The 21,667-nt window shown below is 71.2% G+C and carries 15 protein-coding genes; 8 read left to right on the top strand and 7 right to left on the bottom strand.

From position 1 onward, the window contains the following. Positions 1–192 precede the first annotated feature (192 nt). Together PPSIR1_RS03620 and PPSIR1_RS03615 are read left to right on the top strand one after the other, a co-directional pair. Positions 193–1,023: a hypothetical protein gene (locus tag PPSIR1_RS03620; protein WP_006969627.1), complete on the top strand. Its 831-nt coding sequence runs from the start codon at positions 193–195 to the stop codon at positions 1,021–1,023. Between the two features lie 30 nt (positions 1,024–1,053). Continuing rightward, on the top strand, positions 1,054–3,033 hold the full coding sequence (locus PPSIR1_RS03615; RefSeq protein WP_006969626.1) for a M61 family metallopeptidase: 1,980 nt from the start codon (positions 1,054–1,056) through the stop codon (positions 3,031–3,033). A gap of 5 nt (positions 3,034–3,038) precedes the next feature. Here the strand turns inward: PPSIR1_RS03615 and PPSIR1_RS41725 are convergent, their stop codons facing one another. The 4 genes from PPSIR1_RS41725 to PPSIR1_RS03595 all read right to left on the bottom strand — a co-directional run bounded on the left by PPSIR1_RS41725 (position 3,039) and on the right by PPSIR1_RS03595 (position 7,144). Continuing rightward, positions 3,039–3,812 (bottom strand): response regulator, encoded by a 774-nt coding sequence (locus tag PPSIR1_RS41725; RefSeq protein WP_232296426.1) that lies wholly within the window; start codon positions 3,810–3,812, stop codon positions 3,039–3,041. 126 nt (positions 3,813–3,938) lie between these two features. After that, on the bottom strand, positions 3,939–5,348 hold the full coding sequence (locus PPSIR1_RS03605; protein ID WP_269744682.1) for a cytochrome P450: 1,410 nt from the start codon (positions 5,346–5,348) through the stop codon (positions 3,939–3,941). 268 nt (positions 5,349–5,616) lie between these two features. Next, on the bottom strand, positions 5,617–6,279 hold the full coding sequence (locus tag PPSIR1_RS03600) for an SDR family oxidoreductase (protein WP_006969623.1): 663 nt from the start codon (positions 6,277–6,279) through the stop codon (positions 5,617–5,619). A gap of 4 nt (positions 6,280–6,283) precedes the next feature. Beyond that, positions 6,284–7,144 carry an SDR family oxidoreductase gene (locus PPSIR1_RS03595; RefSeq protein ID WP_006969622.1) on the bottom strand — a complete coding sequence of 287 codons (861 nt, stop codon included), beginning with the start codon at positions 7,142–7,144 and terminating at the stop codon, positions 6,284–6,286. Positions 7,145–7,239: 95 nt separating this feature from the next. Here PPSIR1_RS03595 and hemH point away from each other — a divergent pair, with 95 nt between their 5' ends. The 5 genes from hemH to PPSIR1_RS03570 all read left to right on the top strand — a co-directional run bounded on the left by hemH (position 7,240) and on the right by PPSIR1_RS03570 (position 17,692). Further along, positions 7,240–8,334 (top strand): ferrochelatase, encoded by a 1,095-nt coding sequence (gene hemH, locus PPSIR1_RS03590; RefSeq protein ID WP_006969621.1) that lies wholly within the window; start codon positions 7,240–7,242, stop codon positions 8,332–8,334. Positions 8,335–8,484: 150 nt separating this feature from the next. Further along, entirely contained in the window at positions 8,485–9,570 is a 1,086-nt protein-coding gene (locus PPSIR1_RS41720; RefSeq protein ID WP_157595164.1) for a hypothetical protein, read from the top strand. Positions 9,571–9,645: 75 nt separating this feature from the next. Then, positions 9,646–10,458: a hypothetical protein gene (locus PPSIR1_RS03580; RefSeq protein ID WP_006969619.1), complete on the top strand. Its 813-nt coding sequence runs from the start codon at positions 9,646–9,648 to the stop codon at positions 10,456–10,458. Next, complete coding sequence (locus PPSIR1_RS03575) at positions 10,455–13,739, top strand: TAXI family TRAP transporter solute-binding subunit (protein WP_006969618.1); 3,285 nt, start codon at positions 10,455–10,457, stop codon at positions 13,737–13,739. Before PPSIR1_RS03580 ends, PPSIR1_RS03575 begins: the two co-directional genes overlap by 4 nt. Before the next feature lie 164 nt (positions 13,740–13,903). After that, on the top strand, positions 13,904–17,692 hold the full coding sequence (locus PPSIR1_RS03570; protein ID WP_006969617.1) for a serine/threonine-protein kinase: 3,789 nt from the start codon (positions 13,904–13,906) through the stop codon (positions 17,690–17,692). 27 nt (positions 17,693–17,719) lie between these two features. Here PPSIR1_RS03570 and PPSIR1_RS03565 read toward each other — a convergent pair whose 3' ends face one another. The 3 genes from PPSIR1_RS03565 to PPSIR1_RS03555 form a co-directional block, all read right to left on the bottom strand. Next, positions 17,720–18,568, bottom strand: a complete 849-nt coding sequence (locus PPSIR1_RS03565) for a hypothetical protein (protein WP_006969616.1) — start codon at positions 18,566–18,568, stop codon at positions 17,720–17,722. 152 nt (positions 18,569–18,720) lie between these two features. After that, the gene (locus PPSIR1_RS03560; protein ID WP_006969615.1) at positions 18,721–19,458 is read right to left on the bottom strand and encodes a sulfite exporter TauE/SafE family protein; all 738 of its coding nucleotides are present in this window, start codon (positions 19,456–19,458) and stop codon (positions 18,721–18,723) included. 6 nt (positions 19,459–19,464) lie between these two features. Continuing rightward, positions 19,465–20,454, bottom strand: a complete 990-nt coding sequence (locus PPSIR1_RS03555; RefSeq protein WP_006969614.1) for a sulfotransferase family protein — start codon at positions 20,452–20,454, stop codon at positions 19,465–19,467. 203 nt (positions 20,455–20,657) lie between these two features. On the opposite strand from PPSIR1_RS03555, the gene PPSIR1_RS41715 reads away from it, so the two are divergent. Next, positions 20,658–21,659 (top strand): GH12 family glycosyl hydrolase domain-containing protein, encoded by a 1,002-nt coding sequence (locus tag PPSIR1_RS41715; protein ID WP_006969613.1) that lies wholly within the window; start codon positions 20,658–20,660, stop codon positions 21,657–21,659. The last annotated feature ends 8 nt before the right edge of the window (positions 21,660–21,667 follow it).

Here is a 21,667-nt window from a genome sequence, read left to right as displayed (position 1 = left end):
CGAAAGCACGCGCGTCGACGTGCGCGTTCCTGGGAGCGCCGCGCTGTGACCATGACAATCGTGCCACCAGCCCTCTGACATCCGTGGCGAAGTTCCCCAGGGCCCGCGGATATCGGCGCTGCATCGAGAATCTGCGGTCCGGGCAAATTTGTCATCGTGGCGCCGCCGAAGAGCCGTGCTCATGCTTCGAGCATGCTTTCGCTTCCCAAGCTCCCCCGTCGCAACGCTTTCATTTCCGCGCTCGTCCTCGCCTCGCTGTCCTCGCTCACCGTCGCCTGCACCGACGATGATGACCCCGGCGCCGAGGAGGAGGTCGGCACCGAAGAGGCCGGCGAAGAGGAGGCCGAAGAAGAGGGTGAGGAAGAGGGCGAGGAGGCCGGCGAAGAGAGCGTGCCCGCCTGCGAGGACACGGCCTTCGTCCTGGCCGGGCCGGAGGCGGCGAGCCCCGAGGGCTACGCGGGCGGCCTGCTGATCGAGCGCTTCGCCCACCCCTACATGGCGACCGTCGCCTACATGCCTCAGGACGGCGAGCTCAAGGTCGACATCCAGCCGCCGGCCGAGGAGGCCCAGATGGCCCTGGCCGTCGAGTACGCCGAGGGCGAGCTGCGCTACATCGTGTCCGAGCCCAACGAGGCCGCGATCGAGGCCGGGGCCGAGCTCGACTGCCGCGAGCGCCTCGAGGCCGACGTGGAGCTCTACGTCGTGACCGACGACGACCTGCTCCAAGAGAAGTTCGACGCGGTGATCTTCGCCGAGATCGACCCCGGCGACGAGAGCCTCGGCGACGGCATGATCGTCCAGCCCCTCGACCTCGACGCGCTGACCGGCGGCCTGGCCATCGCCTCCGTCGAGCCCGCGGACCCCGACCTGTTCGAGGCCGAGCTCGCCCTGCGCTTCAGCTACGACGAGGAGGCCCAGCTCCCCGCGATGTCGGGCAAGCTCGGCGGTCGCGCGGAGTACCACCCCGAGGAGGGCGACGACGCCGAGGCCTCGTTCATGGACTTCCTGCTCGCCATCTGGTGAGCCCCGGCGGGGGACGCTACTGTCGGCGCCATGGTCCGCGCCGCGCACCGAGCCTCCCCCTCCGCCTCGCCTTCGGCTCCCCCCGGTCCCGTCCCCCCCTGCGCGCCCCCAGCCCTCGGCTGGCGGGCGCGCCTTTTTTGGGCCTCGCTCGCCGCCCTCGCCCCCGCCCTCGCGCTCCTGGCCCTCACCCTGCTGCCCGGCGTCGCCGAGGCCAAGCGCCCCCGCAAGCAAAAGCACGGGCGCTCGGCCATCGCCTACGCCCTCGAGCTGCCCGCGCCCGCGACCCGCTACGCCCACGTGCGCGCCCGCCTCGACGAGGCCCCGGGCGAGCAGACCACCCTGGCCATGGCCGCGTGGGCCCCGGGCTCCTACCTCGTCCGCGACTTCGGCCGCCACGTCTACGACTTCGAGGCGCGCAGCGTCGAGGGCGATCGCCCGCTCCCGGTCCAGCGCACGGACAAGCAGACCTGGGTCGTCGACAACGAGGGCGCCGCGTTCACCGTGTCCTACCGCGTGTTCGCCGACGAGCTGAGCGTGCGCACCTCCTACGTCGACGATCGCTTCGCCCTGCTCAACGGGACCAGCGTGTTCGTCTACGAACCTGGCGCGACCGAGCGCCCCGCGACCGTCGCCGTCCAGCCCCCCGCCGACTGGAGCGTGCACACGCCCCTCGACGCGGCCTCAGCCCAGACCCAGACTCGCTACACCGCCGTCGACTTCGACGAGCTCGCCGACAGCCCGATCCTGCTCGCCGCCCCCGAGGTCGCCCAGGTCGCCCGCTTCGAGGTCGCCGGCTCCCAGCTCGAGTTCGTGTTCGCGGCCCCGGCCGGCAGCAACGGCGAGCTCGCGCGCATGGCCCAGGACGCCGAGCAGGTCGTCCGCGCCTTCGCCCGCACCCTCAACGGCCTGCCCTTCGACCGCTACGTGTTCCTGCTCGTCGCCGACCCCGCGGGCGGCGGCGGCCTCGAGCACTTCGACAGCACCGCGATGATCGTCCGCCCGTGGATCTTCGACAGCGAGCGCGGCTACGAGCGGGTCCAGCGGCTGATCGCCCACGAGTTCTTCCACCTGTGGAACGTCAAGCGCATCCACGACGAAGTCCTCGGGCCCTTCGACTACAGCCGGGAGAACTACACGGAGCTGCTGTGGTTCCACGAGGGCTTCACCGAGACCATGGAGGCCCGGGCCATGCTGCGTGCGGGCCTGATCTCGCCCCGGCGCTACCTCGACGAGCTGGGCACGGCCTGGACCAGCTACCGGCGCAAGCCCGGGCGCAACTACACGCCCATCGCCCAGCTGTCGCGGGACGCGTGGATCAAGAGCTACAAGCCCTCCGCGAACTACGCCGAGACCGCCATCAGCTACTACGAAAAGGGCAACCTCATCGGCGTGTGCCTGGACCTGACCCTGCGCCTGCGCGCCCGCGAGCGCGGCCGCGAGGGCTCCATCAAGGGCCTGTTCCGCCGGCTGTGGGCGCGCCGGGATCCCAAGACCCAGACGGTGGCGATCACCGTCGACGACATCGTCGCGGCGGCCTCGGCCGAAGCAGGCGAGGACATGCGGCCCTTCTTCGAGCGCTACGTGTTCGGGACCGAGGAGCTGCCCCTCCCGGCGCTCGTCGCTGAGGCCGGCTTTGACGTGACCGCCTCGAAGCTGAGCGACGCGCCGTGGACCGGGATGAGCGGGGGGAGCAGCGTGCGGCTGGTCGCGCCCGACTCTCCGGCCGCCGGCGCGGGGCTCATGCTCGGCGACGAGCCCATCGCCGTCGCCGGCACCCGGGTCCGCAGCGTCGACGAGGCGAACACACGCCTGGCCGAGGCTGGCGACGACGGGCCCGTGCGACTGAGCGTGTTTCGGCGCGAGCGCCTGGTCGAGCTCGAGCTCGCGCCCGTCGACAACCCGCACCAGCGCTGGCGCTTCGCCATCCCCGAGAGCGACGCCGACGAGCTCGCGCCGCTGCGGCGGCACTGGCTGCTCGAGCACCTCGAGCGCGGGAGCACGCGGGACTAACCCGCTCAGCTAGAGGCGACCGGGGAGCGCTCCCACAAGAAGCGGATGAACTCGTTGCGCGACCGCAGGCCGAGCTTCGAGAAGGCCCCCGAGAGCAGCTGGCGCGTGCGGCTGTAGGAGACCTTGAGCGCCGAGGCGATGTCGGCGTCGGTCAGGCCCTCGGCGACACCCGCGATGGCCTGCGCCTGGCGGGCGCTCAGCCCGAACTCCGAGGCCAACAGCCCCATGCGCAGGCTCGACGAGGTCGAGGTCTGGGCCGACGCCTCGTCCATCGCCTTCGCCAGCCGACGCTCGACCGACGCGACGATCTCCGCCTGGACCACCTCGCCCTCGTGCGCGGCGAGGATCCGCCGCAGCACCGCGGCGCGCTCATCCGCGAGACGCACGGCTCGCTCCAGCTGCTCGAGCCCGATCGGCTTGTCCAAGAATTCCGCGACCCCGAGCCCGGACGCGGCCCGAGGCAGCGCGGAGCCTGGCGAGCCCGACATCACCACCACAGCGCACGGCTCGTCGCTCGTGCGCAGCTCGACGACGAGCTCGAGCCCGCTGACGTCGAGGAGCGCGAGCTGGGGGCGGTGCCGCGCAGCCTCGGCGCGCGCTTGCTCCACGGATCTCGCCCACAGGACCGTGGCCCCTCGGCTCTCGAGCGTCGCCCGCAGCCACGTGGCCGTGCTCCGGTCGTCCTCAACCAGCAAGACGGTCCGATCGTCGAAGTCCATTGCCTGTTCCATTGCCTGTTCCATTGCCTGTTCCACTGCCTGTTCCATTGCCTGTTCCATTGCTGTCATCGCCTCGCCAATCCCCTATGTCCGAAGGTCCGTCCGACCCCACCGCCAGGAGCGGCGACGCAGCCATTCGGGTTCCAGTGCCGGTCCAGACCCAGCGCGGTCTTCGGACACGCGGCGCTAGCGTGATCGGGGGTACACCTGCACCCGCGGAGAAGGGTCGGGATGCAGACAGATTCGCGCGCGCGCGCGAAGGGGGCCGGCCGCGAGCCTGCGCAGCTCGAAGCGATCGATGATCGTCGCAAGGCACGCGACCGAGGTGAGGATCGCCAGCGAGTCCGCGGGGCAGGAGCGTTCGCCGCGCAAAAAGGGCATGTACGCGAAGGGGTCAGGCGCTGGTCGCTCGGGGCCCCAGCGCTCGGGGTCGAAGCGCTCGGGGTCTCGCCAGAACTGGCGATGGCGATGGAGCACGTAGACGGGGATCGTGACCATCTCGCCCTCGCGGACGTCCACGCCGAGGACACGGCCGGAGACCCGCGCCTCGCGAGAGACCGCCGGGATCGGCGGAAACAGCCGCAGGGTCTCGAGGATGACCTGGCGCGTGTAGACCAGCCTGGAGATGTCTTCGAGGGTGGGAAGGCGGCCGGCCAGCACCCGGCGGACCTCGGCCACGATCTTCGCCTCGACCGCGGGGTCTTCGAGCGCGCACATCAGCGCCCACGTGATCGTCAGGGCGATCGTCCCGTGCCCCGCGAACATCAGCGAGCGGCACAGCGCCTGGAGCTGCGAGTCGCTCATGGCCTCGCCCGTGCGCGGGTCGGGCTCCGTCAGCATCGCCTCGAGGAGGCCCCGCCGTCCCTCGTCGGCGGCGGGCTCGGGGCTGCCCGCGCGATCAAAGCCAAAGGGGCAACGACCCTGGCTGTCGGGGCGCTGAGCTCGGCCGCCGCCGGGCTCAGGCTGGGCCTCCGGCCGCGTGCGCGCCTCCGCGATGAGCTGATCGATCGCCCCGCTCATCTGGCGCTCGGCCCTGCGCGCGCGGATGTTCCCGGGCGTCGGCATCCACGGCTGGAGCAGCCCGCCGCTCAGCAGCCGCCTCGTGCTCTGCTCCAGGCTCGCGCGCATGCAGCGGGCGATGAGCTCGAAGCTGTCTCCGACCGAGGACTGGAGCATCGTGGCGCCCAGCAGCCGGAGGCTGAACTCGCCCACGGCCCGCTCCAGGGGCAGGGGGACGTTGCACATCGCCGTCCCCCACCAGCGCGCGGTCAGGCCGTCCAGCTCCTCGTGGAGGGCGGGCAGCTGGGACTCGAGCCGCGCGGTCGAGAACTCGGGGTCGAGCAGGCGGCGCTGGCGGGACCAGGTCTCGCCGTTGCTCGCGAACACCCCCTCGCCCAGGACGCCGCGGACCGCCTCGTAGCCCCGCCCCTTCCTGAACTGCCCCGCCCGGTGGACGAGGACCTGCTCGACCAAGCGGGGGTGGCACAGGTAGAGGGTCCGCGCGCCCAGGCGGCGCTCGAACACATCCCCGAGCGCGCTGTGGTGATAGAGCGTATCTTCGGCGTAATTGTAAAAGAGCGAGGGTAGCCGCCGCAGCTCAATGTCTAGTCGAATGTGACGACGTGTAAACAGCCGCTCATATGGGAAATGAATGCCCATAGATCGATTACCTGCGAACTCCAGCGACACATTCATGTCAGCAGTATTGCACGACGCCCGCGGCGTTCAACGCCGCAGGCGAGCCGGCCCGCTTCGCAACGTCACGCCAGAAATTTGTTCGGGCGTGTCAAAACCACCGACTTCGCCGGCACTGGTTAATGGAAGGCCGCCGCGAGGTGGCCCGAGGGCGCTCGGGGTCCGGCCTCTACCAGGGCAGCTCGGACCCGTCTTGATGCCAAAAGCCCCCCGAGCGCTCGAGGTTCAGCCCATCCACCCGCGCCAGCAACCCCCGAGCCGAGGTCTCCGCGTCGATGTGCCCCGTCCCGCCGGTCATGTCGGTCTTCACCCACCCCGGGTGCAACAACCCGACCGCGATCCCCCGCCCACGCAAGTCGTGGCTCAGAGACACCGCCGCCATGTTCACCGCCGCCTTCGACATCCGATAGCCGTAGCTCCCGCCCGAGGTGTTGTCCGCCAACGAGCCCATCCGGCTGGTCACGATCGCTACCTTCGACCCCTCGCGCAGGTGCCCGAGCAGCCCCTCGACCACGCGCAGCGGCCCCATGGCGTTGACCTCGAACTGCTCGCGGATGCTGTCAAAGTCGAGCTCCCCGAGGGTCGTGCGCCGGAGGATCCCGGCGTTGTGCAGCAGCACGTCGAGCTCGAGCTCCCCGAGGCGATCGGAGAGCGCCGCGACGCTCTCGCTCGAGTCGACCTCGACGCCCGCCTCGATGCGCACGCCGAGGGCCTCGAGGGCCGCGGACGGCTTGCGACAAGCGGCGATGACCTCGTCCCCCCGAGCGCTGGCGAGGCGCGCGAGCTCGAGGCCGATGCCGCGGTTGGCTCCGACGATCAGGATGGTAGCCATGGGCTCAGACCGGCGAGTCCGCGCCGTTGGCCGCGTCGGCCTCGTCGAGGAAGAAGTCGATGATCAGCTTCTGCGAGGGGTCGACGGCGTAGCGATCGAGGTCGGTGATGCCCTCGGCGGCCAGCACCTCGTCGTCGAGGAAAAAATTGCCGGTGCAGCCCTTGGCCGCCCGCGTGAGGATGATGTGGGCCGCGTCCGACATGATGTCGGTGGTCCGCGAGCGCTGCATCATGGCGTCGCCGCCGAGCAGGTTCTTGACGGCCGCGGTGGCGATGGAGGTCCGCGGCCACAGGGCGTTGACGCCCACGCCCTTGCGCTTGAACTCCTCGGCCATGCCGAGCACGCACATGCTCATGCCGTACTTGGCCATGGTGTAGGCGACGTGGTCCCGAAACCACCGCGGGTTCATGTTCAGCGGCGGCGAGATGTTGAGGATGTGCGGGTTCTCGGCCTTCAGCAGGTGGGGCAGGCAGGCCTGGGAGCACAGGTAGGTCCCGCGGGCGTTGACCTGGTGCATCAGGTCAAAGCGCTTCATGGGCGTGGCCAGGGTCCCGGTGAGCATGATCGCCGAGGCGTTGTTGATCAGGATGTCGAGGCCGCCGAAGGCCTCGACGCCCTTGGCCACCGCCGCCTTGACGGCGTCCTCGGAGCGCACGTCGACGACCACGGGCAGGGCCTCGCCGCCGGCCTCCTCGATCTCCTTGGCCGCGGTGAAGATCGTGCCCTCGAGCTTGGGGTGGGGCTCGGCGGTCTTGGCCGCGATCACGACCTTGGCCCCGTCCCGGGCCGCGCGCAGAGCGATGGCCTTGCCGATGCCTCGGCTCGCGCCAGTGATGAACAGGGTCTTTCCCGCGAGAGTCGCCATGCCCCGGTGTAACACGGTTCTCTGCGAGTAGGCAGGGCGTGCAGGGAGGTCCGCGGCTTGCAGCCGCCGCTCACGCGGGCCAAAGTTGCCCGGCCTTGACCGCCGAACTCCACCGCACGGGCATCCTCCTGGTCAACCTCGGCACCCCCGACGCCCCCGAGGCCGGGCCGGTGCGCCGCTACCTCCGGGAGTTCTTGTCGGATCCCCGGGTCATCGACATCAACCCCGTCGCCCGGTGGCTGCTGCTCAACCTGATCATCTTGCCCACGCGCCCAGCCAAGAGCGCGGCGGCGTACCGCGAGGTGTGGACCGAGGCCGGCTCCCCCCTGCTGGTCCACGGCCAGGCGCTGACCGAGGCCCTGCGCGCGCGCATCGACGAGCACCCCATCGAGCTGGCGATGCGCTACGGCAACCCCTCGATCGCCTCGGGCCTCGAGCGCCTGCGCGCCCAGGGCTGCGACCGCATCGTGGCCTTCCCGCTCTTCCCCCACTACGCCTCGAGCTCGACGGGCTCGGCCGTGGAGAAGATCTACGCCGAGGCCGGCAAGCTGTGGAACACGCCCTACGTGACCATCGTGCCGGCCTTTTACGATCACCCGGCCTTCATCGAGGCCTTCGCCGCCGTCGGCCGCCCGGTGCTCGACGACTTCCAGCCGGACCACGTGCTGTTCTCCTTTCATGGCTTGCCCGAGCGCCAGGTGATCCGCAGCGCCGATCCGGGCCAGTGCCTGCCCAAGCCGCAGTGCTGCGCGTCGATCCACGCCGGCAACCGCAACTGCTACCGGGCCCAGTGCTACGAGACCGCGCGCCTGCTCGCCGACACCCTCGAGCTCGGCGAGGGCGACGGCAGCGGAGACACGGACTTCAAAGCGGGGCTGCAGTGGTCGGTGAGCTTCCAGTCCCGCCTCGGCCGCACGCCGTGGATCCGCCCCTACACCGACGAGGTCCTCGTCGAGCTCGCCAAGTCCGGGGTCGAGAAGCTCGCGGTCTACTGCCCGGCCTTCGTCGCCGACTGCCTCGAGACCCTCGAGGAGATCGGCATGCGGGCCGTCGAGGACTTCAAGGCGGCGGGCGGAAAAGAGCTTCGGCTGATCCCCTCCCTCAACGCCCACCCGAGCTGGGTCGACGCCACACAAGCGCTCGTTAGCGAGTGCCTGCCCCATCCCCGAGCACTGCCCGTCGTCCCGTGAACGAGGCTCCAAAACGCTGATGGCGAAGCTCTGCGGCAGCTTCGCCAGTTTCCACGTTCCTGGACGAAAAATACGACAGCGCTGTTGATTTGGTAGTTCGGCTCATGCTGAATTCACTGGATGGCAATGCGATGCGAGATGCGTTGGGCGGTGCCCGTGGCGGCTCTGCTGTTCCTGGGCTGCAGCGACGACGGCGGCACGGACAGCGGCGGAGACGCGGCGGACAACGGCGGGACGGCGGACGAGGCTGACGGCGCTTCGGACGAGGCCGAGGACGACGTGGGCACGGAGGCCTCGACGACCAACGGGACGACCGACACCGATACGGACTCCGGGACGGGGACGGACACCGACACCTCGACTGGAACGGACACCGACACCTCGACTGGAACGGACACCGACACCTCGACTGGAACGGACACCGACACCACCGGCGACGGTGACACCGACACCACCGGCGACGGCGACACCGACACAACCGGCGACGGCGACACCGACACAACCGGCGACGGCGACACCGACGAGAGCACGACCGGCGAGCCCGTCGAGCCGTGGCTGCTGAGCGTCAACAACCAGACCAAGCAGCTGCTCAAGATCAACCTCGCCGACGCCTCGACCGTCGCGCTGTGCACCATGGACACCAACGCGGGCTACCCCTCGAGCACCTTCGGCCTCGACGGCGTGCTCTACGGCTCGAACAACTCCAACCAGACCCTCGACATCATCGACCCCTGCACCTGCGAGTGGGAGACCGTGGGCCCGACCAACTTCGGCTCGATCCCCGGGATCACGGCCAACGGCATCGAGCTCCAGTCCCTCTACGGTGTGAGCACGAGCGCGGACGTGCTGATCACCTTGAGCACGATGACCGGCGCGGGCACGGAGGTCGGGCCCCTCGGCGAGGACTTCCACTACTCGGGCACGACCTGGGCGACGCCCATCTCCGGCCTCTACGCCATCAACGATCTGAGCAACTCGGTCTACGACGTCGACCCGATCACCGGCGTGGCCACGCCCCTGGCGCTCATCGACACGCCCATCGACTCCGTGGGGATCGAGTGGCACCCGCAGACCGAGGAGCTCTACTTCTGCACCAACGCCGGCGGCTCCTCGCGCCTGTACGCCCTCAACCCCGAGGACGGCCACGCGACGCTGATCGGCGACCTGCCCCACAACTGCAACAACCTCGCGGCGCCCTGGGTCCCCGTGGCCTGCGTCGACGAGGTCCCCTGGTAGTTGACTAGTCCATCCCCTGATCGTCCCCGGTAGTCCTTGACACCCCGCGAGCGGGCTCGGCACGCTCGCGGGTGAGTGGTCGATCCATCCAGCGCTCCCGAGGCCCCGCCGGGTGATGGCCCCGGCGTCGTCATCATCAACTGGGCCCCGTCCAACGCGGGCCTGCTCGACGCCCTCGATCGCGCGCTGCAGCCCGCGGGCGTCGAGCGCATCACCTGCGTGGTGTCCGAGCGCGGCGAGGGCGAAGGCGAAGCCCTGCCGGCCGTCCCGCCCGGCGCCCTCGAGCGCCGCCGCCTCGCCGTGCCCATGCGCTCGAGCTTCGCGGAGCTCGTCGAGTGGATGCGGGTCCGCCTGAACGTCGCCCAGGCCCGGGCGGTCATCGTCTTGCCCCACCTCGACGAGAGCGAGCCCGACTCGATCTCCCGGCGGACCTGCGCGGCGCTGCGCCGGGCCTGCGAGGGAGCCGTGCCCAACGTCCTCGTCGAGGTCGAGGACCCCGAGGCGGCCTTCGAGTTCGTCGGCCTGGGCGTGGCCACGGTGTTCTACTCGGGGCACCTGCGCGCGGCCCTGCTCGGCCAGGCATGCATCGACCTGGGCGTGTTTCAGTTCATCCTCGGCCTGCTGCGCGGGCGCCAGCGCATCCAGACCATCGCCGTGCCCGAGGCCCTGCGCCAGGGCAGCTTCGCCGAGGCCGCCCTCGAGCTCGAGCTCGACGAGCTCGGGCAGCCGATGACGATCATCGGGGTCGCGCGCCCGCCCGAGCTCGGCCCGGGCATCGAGGGCAGCGGCGTGCACATCAACCCCGGCCCGAGCACCCCCCTGCGCGACGTCCTCGGCCTCGTCGCCCTGGTCAGCGCGCCCGCCCCCAGCCCCAGGACCCGCCCGTGATCGCTCGCCTGCGCCTGCTCCCGGCCCTCGCGGTCCTGCTCGTCGCCCTGCTGCTCGCCGCGCCCGCGCGCGCGGGCGAGCCCCTGCGCTTTGGCGCGGGCAGCGAGAGCGGGCGGTTCACGACCACCGCCAGGGCCCTCGACGCCGAGCTCGACGGCACCCTCGAGCTCGACGTCCAGACCACCGCCGGATCCTGCGACAACGTCCGCAAGCTCGCCCGCGGGGAGCTCGACGCCGCCCTGGTCAAGTACGACGTCGCCGCCGAAGCCTTCGCCGCCGCGCGCACCCTGGAAGCGCGCGGGGATGAGGCCGAAACCAGCGCCCAGGCGAGCGGGTGGATGTGCGGCCTGCGGCCCGAGGAGCTCGCGGGCGTCGAGCTGCAGCTCATCGCGGCCGTCGAGGAGTCCGCCGCCCACCTGCTGCTGCGCCGGCCCGTCCGCCTCGACGCGCTGACCAGCCTGGGCGAGCGCCCGATCTTCGTCGGCCAGCACGGCTCGGGCAGCATGGAGACCTCCAAGATCCTGCTCGGCGCCGCCGGCCTGAGCCTCGACGACGTCAACGCCCTCGACATGAAGAACGGGGCGGCGATGACCGCCATGGCCGAGGGCGAGCTGCTCTTGCTGCTGCGCACCACCAAGGTCGGGACCCGCTCCGTCGAGGCCCTGCTCGGCACGGGCATGGCCGCCCTCAACCCCCTCCCCGACAGCGTCATCGAGCGGCTCAGCGACGGCTTCCCCTACTACCGCGTGTGCACCATCCCGGCGCGCAGCTACCCCGGGCAGAGCGCCGACGTGGCCACCGTGTGCGTGAGCACCGTGGTGTTGACGGCGCGGCGCAAGGGCGCGGACGCGCTCACCACCGCGGACGCGCTGACCCTCATCGAGGGCCTCGAGGGGCTCGAGAAAGCCGGCGAGGTCGGGCCGCTGCGCTGGCAGGACTTCGCCGAGCGCACCCCCGTGCCCCTGCACCCCGGCGCCGAGCAGCGCGACATCGAGGCCCGCGCCCGCGAGCCCGGCACGATCCGCTTCGGCGGCAGCAGCGAGGCCGGCGCGTTCACGGTCACCGCCAGGGCCATCGCCGAGGCCCTCGACCACGTCGACGCCGACTTTCGCCTGGACGTGCGGACCACCGGGGGCTCTTGCGACAACGTCCGCAAGCTCGCCCGCGGGGAGCTCGACGCCGCCCTGGTCCAGTACGCCGTCGCGGCCGAGGCCTACACGCCGCCAACGCGGCCGCGCGCACGGGGGTCGAGCAGACGACGAGAGCCGCGACAGCGGGTGGATGTGTGGGCTCACGCCAGCGAGCTCGCGGGCGTCGAGCTGCAGCTGATCGCGGCCATCGACGACGCCGCGGCCCACCTCATCGTCCACCGCCCCGTCCGCCTCGAGGACTTCTCGGCCCTCGGCGAGCACCCCGTCTTCCTGGGCCAGCGCGGCTCGGGCAGCATGGAGACCTCCAAGGTCATCCTCGGCGCCGCCGGGTTGACCCTCGACGACGTCAACGCCCTCGACATCAGCAACGCCTCGTCCATGGCGGTCATGCGCCGGGGCGAGCTGCTGGTGATGCTGCGCACCACCAAGGTCGGCAGCCGCAAGATCGAGGGGCTGCTGGCCACGGGCAGCGCGGGGCTCAACGCCCTGCCCGACAGCATCATCGAGCGGCTGATCGACGGCTTCCCCTACTACCGCGTGTGCCAGATCGACGCCAACGCCTACCCCGGACAGAACTTCGGCGTGCCCACGGTGTGCGTGAGCACCGTGGTCCTGACCGCCCGGCGTCCGCCGGAGTCAGGCGGTGAGGCCGTCGACGCCCTCAGCTCCGAGCAGGCCGGGCAGCTCATCGACGGCCTGCGCTGGCTCGAGCAGCACCCCAGCGAGCGCGTGGCCATCGACGTCCGCTTCCGCGGCTTCGCCGAGCGCGAGCCCGTGCCCCTGCACGCCGGCGCGCAGTGGGCCGAGCGGCGCGGCTACCTGATCGAGTGGAGCCTGATCGCCGTGGGCCTGGCCCTCGCCCTGGGCCTGGGCGCCATGCTGCGCAGCTACCTGCGCCGGCGCGGGCTGATCGGCAACCAGCTCTCGGGCAACCTCGAGGGCCAGCTGTCCAACCCCCTCGTGCCCTTCGTCGGCTTCCTGCTCATCGTCGGCCTGGCCACGCTCGCGGTCTGGAACATCGAGCACGACAGCAACGCCCGGGTGCGCACGCTCAACGACTCCTTTTGGGAGATGAACATGTTCGCCACGGGCAACTTCGACAGCGAGTCGCTCAAGACCTCGCAGGCCCGGGTGATCGGCGTGGCGGCGACGGTCGCCGGCTTGGGCCTGCTGGCGTGGTTCACGGCGGCGCTGACCTCGATCCTGTCGCGGGACCAGATGCGCCTGTTTCGGCGCACCCGCAATCACATCGTGATCCTCAACTTCCGCGAGGAGATGCTCCAGCTGATCCGGGTGCTGCGCAGCCCAGGGCCCCGGCGCCAGCGCTCGATCCACGTGGTCATCTCCGAGGCCCTGCCCGCCCGCGTCCGCGCCCAGCTCCGGCGCGTCCGCGGCCTGACCCTCTACGAGCTCAACCCCGAGGTGCCCGAGGACCTCGTCGAGCTGCGCCTGCCCCGGGCCGCCCGCGTGCTCGTGCTCCAGGGCAGCTACCACCCCCTGCGCGTCGCTCGAGCCGTGCACCACGCCTGCGTGCGCCTCGACCCCCAGGCCCGGACCGAGACCATGAAGCGCGCCCAGCTGGGCCTGGCCCCGAGCGTGCAATCTCCGACCATCGCCGGCGACGCGGTCGAGGGCGGCGCCCAGGTCCCGGTGACCCTGGTCGAAGCGGGAGACGACGACGCCGACGGGCTCTACGACCCCTTCGAGCGCTGGCTGATGCCCGTCCCGGCCCGCGAGCACGCCGACGCGTGGCTCGCCAACGCCTGCCTCGACCCGCAGTTCGGCGACGTGTTCAACGACATCGTCACCTTCCGCGACGAGCACTCCGAGCTCTACACCCTGCCCCTGCCGGCGAGCGTCCACGGCAAGACCTGGCGAGAGCTCCGGCGCTTGCTGTTCAGCGCCAAGTCGCGCTCGGGCATCGTGCCCATCGGCCTCTACCACGCCCACGGGGGCGGCGCGGGCCAGGCCTACGCCGCCGCCGACCTCGACGGGAGCTCGCCCCAGGCCGAGCTCAGCCGCCGGCTGAGCGTGAACCCGCCCCTGAGCCAGCGCCTCGACGCCGGCGACCGCCTGCTCGCCTTCGCCGAGGACGAGGCCGAGCTGCGCAAGGTGTTGCAGGGCTTGTAGGGGTGAGCGCGCGGCTCTCGGGGTCGAGCGCGCTGCGGTAGGGCTGCGCGCGAGGGGGCGGTCGCATCCCCGCGGGTCTTTGGCCTCGGGCAGCGGGGGAGCTATGGCATGGTTGAGCACCCCCAGCCCATCCCGACCCGGCGGACGACGCCCCCAACGGCGCGATGTCGACGAGCCCCTCCAACGAAGACGAGACCTACACCCACTACGGGGAAGGCGACGACGCGACCTACACCGCGCACCCCTCGCCCAGCGGCGTCGGCATGCTCGAGGGGCCCAGCGACGGGGTCCGGGTGGGCGCTTACGAGCTGCTCGAGCGCGTCGGCTCCGGCGGGATGGGCCAGGTCTTCATCGCGCGCAACGTCGAAGACGGGGCGGACGGCGAGGGCGGCGAGCTCGTCGCGCTCAAGTGGCTCGGCCACGACCGCGGCAACAGCCTGCACCGCTTCAAGCGGGAGTTTCGCGTGCTCGCCGACGTCCGCCACGAGAACCTCGTGCACCTCCACGAGCTGGTCGTGCTCGAGAATTCCCGGGCCTTCTTCACCATGGAGCTCCTCGACGGGCGTCACTTTCACAAGTACGTCCGCGGCCGGGCGCGGGACTCCGAGCTGCCCAACCTGATCCGCCTGCGCCGGGCCTTGCGCCAGCTCGTGGCCGGCGTCCGCCACCTGCACGCCAACGAGTGCGTGCACCGGGACCTCAAGCCCTCGAACGTGCTCGTGACCCAGGAGGGCCGGGTGGTGATCCTCGACTTCGGGCTGATCTCGGACCGCGAGTCCCACGCCATGACCCTCAGCCCTCGGGGCGTGCTCATGGGGACGCCGGCCTACATCGCGCCGGAGCACGCCGCCCGCGACCGCGCGGACAAGCCGGCGGACATCTACGCCATCGGGGTGATGCTCTACCTGTGCCTCTCGGGCCGGCTGCCCTTCATGGGCTCGCCCCTCGACATGCTCACCGACAAGCAGCAAAAGGACGCGCCCGACGTCGCCGCGCTCGTGCCTCGGGTGCCCGCGGATCTGGCCAGCTTGTGCGCGCGCTTGCTCAGCCGCGACCCCGGCGAGCGGCCCACGGCCAGCGAGCTGTTCGCCATCCTCGACGGCGACGCGGACTCCCCCGAGGCCGCCAACTCCTCGCCGACCGCGGCCGCGCGCTACGCCCTGGGCCTGGCCAGCCGCGAGCGCGTGCTCGAGGGCCTCGGCGAGGCCTTCGCCCGCCTGCCCCAGGGCCCCGTCCAGCTCCACCTGCGCCACGGCCAGGACCCGGTCAAGGGCGCGCTGCTCGACCACTTCTTCGACGAACTGCGCGAACGCGAAGGCGAAGATCCAGGGCAGCCCACGATGCTGCTGCGCGGGCGCTGCCACGCGCGCGAGTCCGTGCCCTACAAGGGCATCGATCAGATCGTCGACGCCCTGACCCTGCAGCTGTGCAACGCCAGCGAGGCCCTGCGCCAGTCCCTCGAGCCGACCAGCGTCGCGCCCTTGCTGCAGATGTTCCCCGTGCTCAACAGCGTGTGGATCCCCGATCGCCTGCCGCTCTACGGCGCGGAGAAGAACGAGCTGCGCGCCTTCGGGGTCGCGGCCCTGCGCGAGGTCCTCGTGCGCGCGGCGGAGCAGTTCGCCGTGGTCGTGTGCATCGAGGACTTCCACTGGGCCGAGCGCGACGGCGCCCAGCTGCTCACGGAGCTGTTCCACTCCACGGACAGCCCCCGGGTGCTGCTGGTCGTCAGCTACGACCCCTCGGTCCCCAGCGAGGCCCTCGAGCAGCTCGAGCAGGCCGCCGAGCTCGCCCACAGCGGCGCGCAGGTCCTCGAGCTCCCGCCCCTGCCGGCCGAGGAAGCCATCGCGCTGGCCCGCGCCCTCGTCGGTGAGCGCCTCGACGGCCTGTCCCCCGAGCAGCAGCGCGCCCGCCTCGACGGCTACGTCGAGCGGGCCCGGGGCGACACCTTCCACCTGAGCCAGCTGATCCTCGACGACCTCGAGGGCGCGCCCCCGGGCGAGAGCGTCACGCAGATGGTCATCCGGCGGGTCCTGGCCCTGCCCCCCCGCCAGCGCCAGCTGCTGGCGATCACCGCCGCTTGCGACGGGCGCAGCTCGCCGACGCTGCTGAGCGCGTGCGTCGAGGGGGCCATCGACGCCGAGCTCGACGCCCTCGTCCACGCGACCTTGCTGCGCCGCGAGGACCGGGACCACGTCGAGCTCGCCCACCACAGCATCCCCGAGGTGGTGCTGTCGGAGTTCGAGGGCGCCGAGCTCCAGACCATGCACCAGTCCATCGCGGACGCGCAGCGCTCCATGGAGGGCGCTCGCCTCGACGCCATCGCCCACCACCTCGAGCTCGCGGGCGCCCACGCCGAGGCGATCCAGGCCTACGCGCGCGCGGGCGAGGCCGCCGGCGAGGCGCTGGCCTTCAGCCTGTCCGCGTCTTTATTTCAGCGCGCCCTGACGCTCATCCACGCCTCTGGCGGGGCGAGCGAGGCCGAGCAGCGCCGGGCCATCGAGCGCCAGCTGAGCGAGCAGCTCGTCAACGCCGGCCGAGCTCGCGAGGCCGTCGAGGTGCTGCTGCGCATGGCCGAGGACAGCGAGCCCGAGCAGGCCTCGGCCTACCGCGAGCAGGCCGGCCAGCTCTACATCCAGACCGGTCGGGTGCCCGAGGGCCTCGAGCAGCTCGCCCCGACCTTCGCCAAGCTCGGCGAGACCGTGCCGCGCTCGCGCCTGGGCAGCGTGCTCTTGCTGCTGTGGCGTCGCCTCCGGCTGCGCCTGCGCGGCCTCCGCTACACCCCGCGGCCCGCCGACGCCGTCCCTCCCGAGCGCCTCGAGCACCTCGACACCCTGCTCTCGACCTACACCGGGCTGACCCACGAGGAGACCCTGCTCGCGGTGATGTTCCACGCCCGCTACTTCCAGCTGGCCCTCGACACCGGCGAGCCCGCGCGGCTGAGCCGAGGCTTCACCTACGAGGCCGTCATCCAGCTGTCCCGGGGCAACGAGGCGACCAGCCGCGCGCACATCCAGACCGCGCGCGAGCTCATCGCCAACCAGGACTCGCCACAGTTCGAGGCCGCGATCGACTACACCGAGTACTTTTGCATGACCCTGCGCCACGAGTGGCGCGAGGTCGCCGAGCGCTGGCCCCGGCTCATCGACGGCCTCGAGGGCGCCCCGGGCGTGCAGTACATCCGCGGGGTCTCGGCGAGCCGCTACAGCTACACCCTGGTCACCCTCGGCCAGTACCGCGAGCTCGACACCCGCGCGGCGCCGTGGATGCAGCTGACCCAGGAGCTCGGGCTGCAGCGCGAAGACGCCATCCTCTCGGCCATGGTCGGCGTCGCGCGCCTGGTCCTCGACCCCACCGACGAGGACCGCGGGATCCGCTCCATGCTCGAGCGAGCCCGGCGCTGGGACACGGCCCACTACAGCCTGCCGCACTTCCACGTCACCCTCGCCGACATCGCGCGGATGCTGTGTCGGGGGGAGTACCGGGCCGCGCTCGAGGCTTGCGAGCGCGCGCAGGTCGAGAGCAAGCGCTGGCGCCTCGACATGTTCGAGCTCGTGCGCATGTCCCTCGTCGAGCTCCACGGGCGGACCTGCGCGGCCGCCCTCGCCGAGGCCTCGGACTCCGAGCGCGCGACCCTCCAGGCCCGGGCCCTCGCCGACGCCAAGGTCCTGCGCTCCAGCCCCCGGGCGATGTACCGCGGGCAGGCCGACGTCATCGAGGCCGCGCTCTGCTCGAGCCGCGGGCAGCAAGCGCGGGTGCTCGAGCTGTGGAACTCGGCCGCGGAGGCCTTCGAAGCCGCCGGCATGCGCGGCCACCTCGCGGCCCTCGACCTGCGCCGAGCCGAGCGCCAAAGCGGGCGCCAAGGCGAGGACGCCCGCGCCCGCGCCCAGGCCTACTTCGACGCCCAGCGCATCACCGCCCGCGAGCGCTTCGCCCGGCTGTTCGTGCCGATCTGAAGCCCTCGAGAGCGTGTAGGCGCCCACTCAGGCCATGCGCAGCTCGCCGTCGTCTCGCCAGCGCATCACCACCGTCGCCTCCTGCCGCGGGTTGAGCAGCATGCCCATCAGCGTGCCCTCGATGTTCATCAGGTAGATGGGCTCGGAGATGACCAGCTCGCCGTCCTCGCGCTCGACCCCGGCCATGGTCCACGCGAGCAGGTACTCGCCCTTGGCGATGCGCTGGCCCATGCGCCGGGACAGCCAGCTCGCCCCCGGGTTGCGCTCGCTCGAGGTGTTGAGCTCGATCAGCGCGTCGAGGGCCTTGCTGCTGAAGGGGTCGGGGTGCTCGGACAAAAAGCGCAGGTTCTCGGCCAGGCGCGCCTCGTCGAGGCTCCCGTCGAGCTTCCAGTTGCCCGAGCCGCTGGCGTGCTTGGCCAGCTCGCAGCACTTGGAGATGGTCACGGAGCGCCAGCGCTTGAGCTTCATCCAGTAGAGCATCGCCGCGAACTTGCGCGCCCCCGCCTCGGTCTTGCCGAAGGAGTCCTGCATGTGGAAGGCGATCTCTTCGCGCTCGAGGGTGCCCGAGTTGTTGGTGTCGAAGACCTTGAGGTGACGCGCCGCGGGCTGGAGCTTGGCCATGGCGTGGAGGTAAAAGGGCCGCCGCGCCTCGAACAGCCGGGTCTTGGCGGCCAGGCGCTCCATCGGCGGCAGCCCGGTCGCGAACGCGTCCGCCTCTGCGAGCACTTTGGTGAGGGCCTCCCGGGTCAGGTCCTTGGGGATCGCCGCCAGCCCTCCGGCGGGCATGCACGCGCGGATGCGCCGCTCCAAGGCTTCGAGCTGACGCTCGCTCGCGTCGGAGAGGGGACCTTCGGGGTTGGCTGGGGGTGGGCTCATGGCGCCTCGCGTCGCCCTCAGAGCATAGCGAAGGCTCGCCGCGCCGGCCTCGCTCGTCGGCGCCCCTGGACCGCAGATCGACCCCAGCCCAGACATCGAGGAGAGGTGCTGGCCCCAGGTCCACTCCCCATCGAGGCGGGTCGCGCGGACGTCTACAGGAACACGCCGACGATCAGCCACACCGCCAGCAGCCCGAGCAGCACCTCGAAGGCGCGCTCGAACCAGTCGCGATCGACGCGCTCGAGGATCGCCCGGCCGATCAGCGTCCCGACGATGACCACGGCGATCAGCCCGAGCAGCAGCGGCCCGTAGCCGAGGAAGTCGAAGCCCAGGACCAGGAAGGCCGGGATCTTGAGCACGTGGGTCAGCGAGATGCACGCGGCCTTGGTCGCGATGACGTCCTTGGACTCGAAGTCGTCGCGCAAAAAGAAGGGGGCCAAGAGCGGTCCGACGGCGCCGATCCACACGCTGGCGAAGCCCGCGACGAGGCCGAGCAGGGCGTAGGTCCACAGCGGCGGCTCGCGCAGGCTGGGGGCCTTTCGGCGCACGATCAAAAAGGCGATCAGCAACACGCCCACGACCGGGCGCAGGTAGCTGAGCTTGTCCCCAGACCACAGCGCCGTGGCCCCGCCCACGCCCAGCAGCAGGGGCGGCGCGAACACGGCGACGATCTTCCAGGTCACGTGCCGGATCAGCCCGAGCATGCGCGTGAAGTTGGACACCAGCTGGACGACGCCGTGGAGCGGCACGACCACGGGCGCGGGCAAGATCGCGGTCATGACCCCGAGCAGGGTCACCCCGCCGCCCATGCCGAGGACGCCGGACAAGGTCGCGGCGCACAGCCCCGTGACCAGCAGGGCCGCCCACTCGAGCGGTCCCAGCTCAAGCACGCCGGCTCACCCCGGGCCGCCCCCCGCGAGCAGGCCCAGGTGGCGGTCGATGGCCGCCTGGACCAAGGCCCCGCTCGACCCGTCTTCGAGGCGCTGGAGGTGCAAGCTCGCGTCTCCACCAGCAGCCTCGGCCTGGCTGCGGCTCGGGTCTTGCGCGGCGTAGCCCAGCCGAGCCATGAGCGCTCCGGCCCCGGCCTCGACCGTCGCGACTTCCTCGGGGGTGAGGGTCTGGGCGTAACGCCCGCTGTTGTCGCGCATGAGCGGGCGGGCGAGGTTGCGCCAGGCCTCGGAGTTGTCGGCGGCCCGGCGCGCGTCCTCGCTGCCGTGAAACTCGAGCATGCCGGCCTCGTAGTCCACGCCCAGGAAGGCGCACAGCTTCGAGAGCACGGCCTCTGGGCTCGCCGTCAGGTCTTCGTAGCGGAGCGTGAACAGCTGCTCGGCGGGCAGGCGCTCGGCGAGCTCGAGGGCCGCCCGCTGGTCCGCGCGCCACATCGCCGTCGCGCCCTCGGCCGAGCCGTACTTGTAGCGGGTCATCCGCTTGCACGAGGCCACGACGTCGCGCGGGTCTCGGATCTGCAGCACGAAGCGCGCCTGGGGATGGGCGGCGAGGAACAGCGGCGCGCGCTGGGCCGTGTGGTTCTCCTTGATGAACAGCTTCGCCTTGCCCGAGCGCGCGAGGGCCTCGCCGTAGATGTGCCCGTAGATCGCCGCGAAGCTGCGCTCGCTCAGGGCCTCGGCGAGGCCGTCGAGCTCGAATTGCAAGCCCGCGCCGAGGGAGCCCCGCCACTCCCCCAGGAAGTCGACCACGGCCCCGAGCAGCGCGCGCCAACGGCGATCTTCGCCGAGATCGCCGAACTCTCCGGCCCGCTCCCAAAACGCCCCGAGGTGGATGGGCTGGGGGGCGTGGATCTGCGAGTGCGCGTTGAGGATCGAGCGCAGGAGGTTGGAGCCGGAGCGCTCGCTGCAGATCAGAAAGCTCGGATCGAGGTCGGGCACGGTGCGCGTCGAAGGTAGGCGCGGCCCTGGCGAAGGTCAAACTGCGTCCAGGGCCCCGAGACACGGCGTTGGTGGCCATTTCGGGCCCGATCGCGCGCTCCCCCCTTCCCTGGGGGCGAGCTTTTTTTCATCCACTCTGCCGACCCCGCCCCCACTTTGGGACCGCTCGCTGGATCTCCAGCGCCCTCAGCCCCTCTCTAGCCATGTCTCGCCGCACGCTCACTGTCTCATCCGCCGTCGTCGCCTCCGGCCTCCTGACCCTCGCGCCTGCCTGCAACAACTATGGGCCCGACACCGACGAGGCGGGCTTCGACGGCGAGACCAGCATCGACGGCGGCGACTCGAACTCCGACGAGGGCGGCAGCAGCAGCGGCGACAGCACCGACGACGGCGAGGGCTCGAGCGAGTCTTCGGGCACCGACTCCGGGGCGCCCACGCCCTCGGGCTTCGGCCAGCCCATCGCCGGCGGCGGCACCGTCGACGGCTTCACCACGATGACCATCAACATCGGGGACGACGAGTACAAGGTCCAGACCAACCCCTGGGGCGGCGCGGAGCAGGTCATCACCGTCGGCGGCGGCAACGTGTTCACCATCGACTCGATCGTCCACCCCGGCGGCGGCAACCCCTGGGACGTCGCCTCCTACCCCTCGGTCTACAAGGGCACGGCCTACGGCGGCGAGCCCACGGCGAACAGCGGCATGCCCATCGCCGTCAGCGAGATCAGCCACGTGTTCACCGGGATGATGTCCAACGCCGTCGGCATGGGCTACGCGGGCAACTCGACCTACGACGTCTACTTCACCAACGCCGAGAACTACTCCGGGGGTTCGCCGGACACCTACCTGATGGTGTGGTTCGACGGCAAGAGCCTCAACCCCATCAACGGGCCCGGGGAGGGCTGGAGCTGCGGGGGCGCGCCGCCGACCTTCGTCGAGTCCTGCTCCGCGGCCGGCTCGACGAACATCGGGGGCAAGACCTTCCACCGCTTCATCGGCCCCAACGGCAACGCGACGGTGATCAGCTACGTGCCCGAGACGACCATGGGCGTGTGGGAGTTCGACCTCAACGAGTTCATCCAGGACGCCGTCGCCGAGGGCGTGGTGACGCCCTCGATGTACCTGCAGAGCGTCCAGGGCGGCTTCGAGCTCGCCGACGCCGGCACCGGACTCACCATCGAAGACTTCTACATCGACGTGTTCTGACCCGAGGT

Source organism: Plesiocystis pacifica SIR-1, assembly GCF_000170895.1.
In the GTDB taxonomy this organism is placed as follows: domain Bacteria; phylum Myxococcota_A; class Polyangia; order Nannocystales; family Nannocystaceae; genus Plesiocystis; species Plesiocystis pacifica.
The sequence above is the reverse complement of the archived record's forward strand: the minus strand, read 5'-3'. Positions and strand labels throughout refer to the sequence as shown.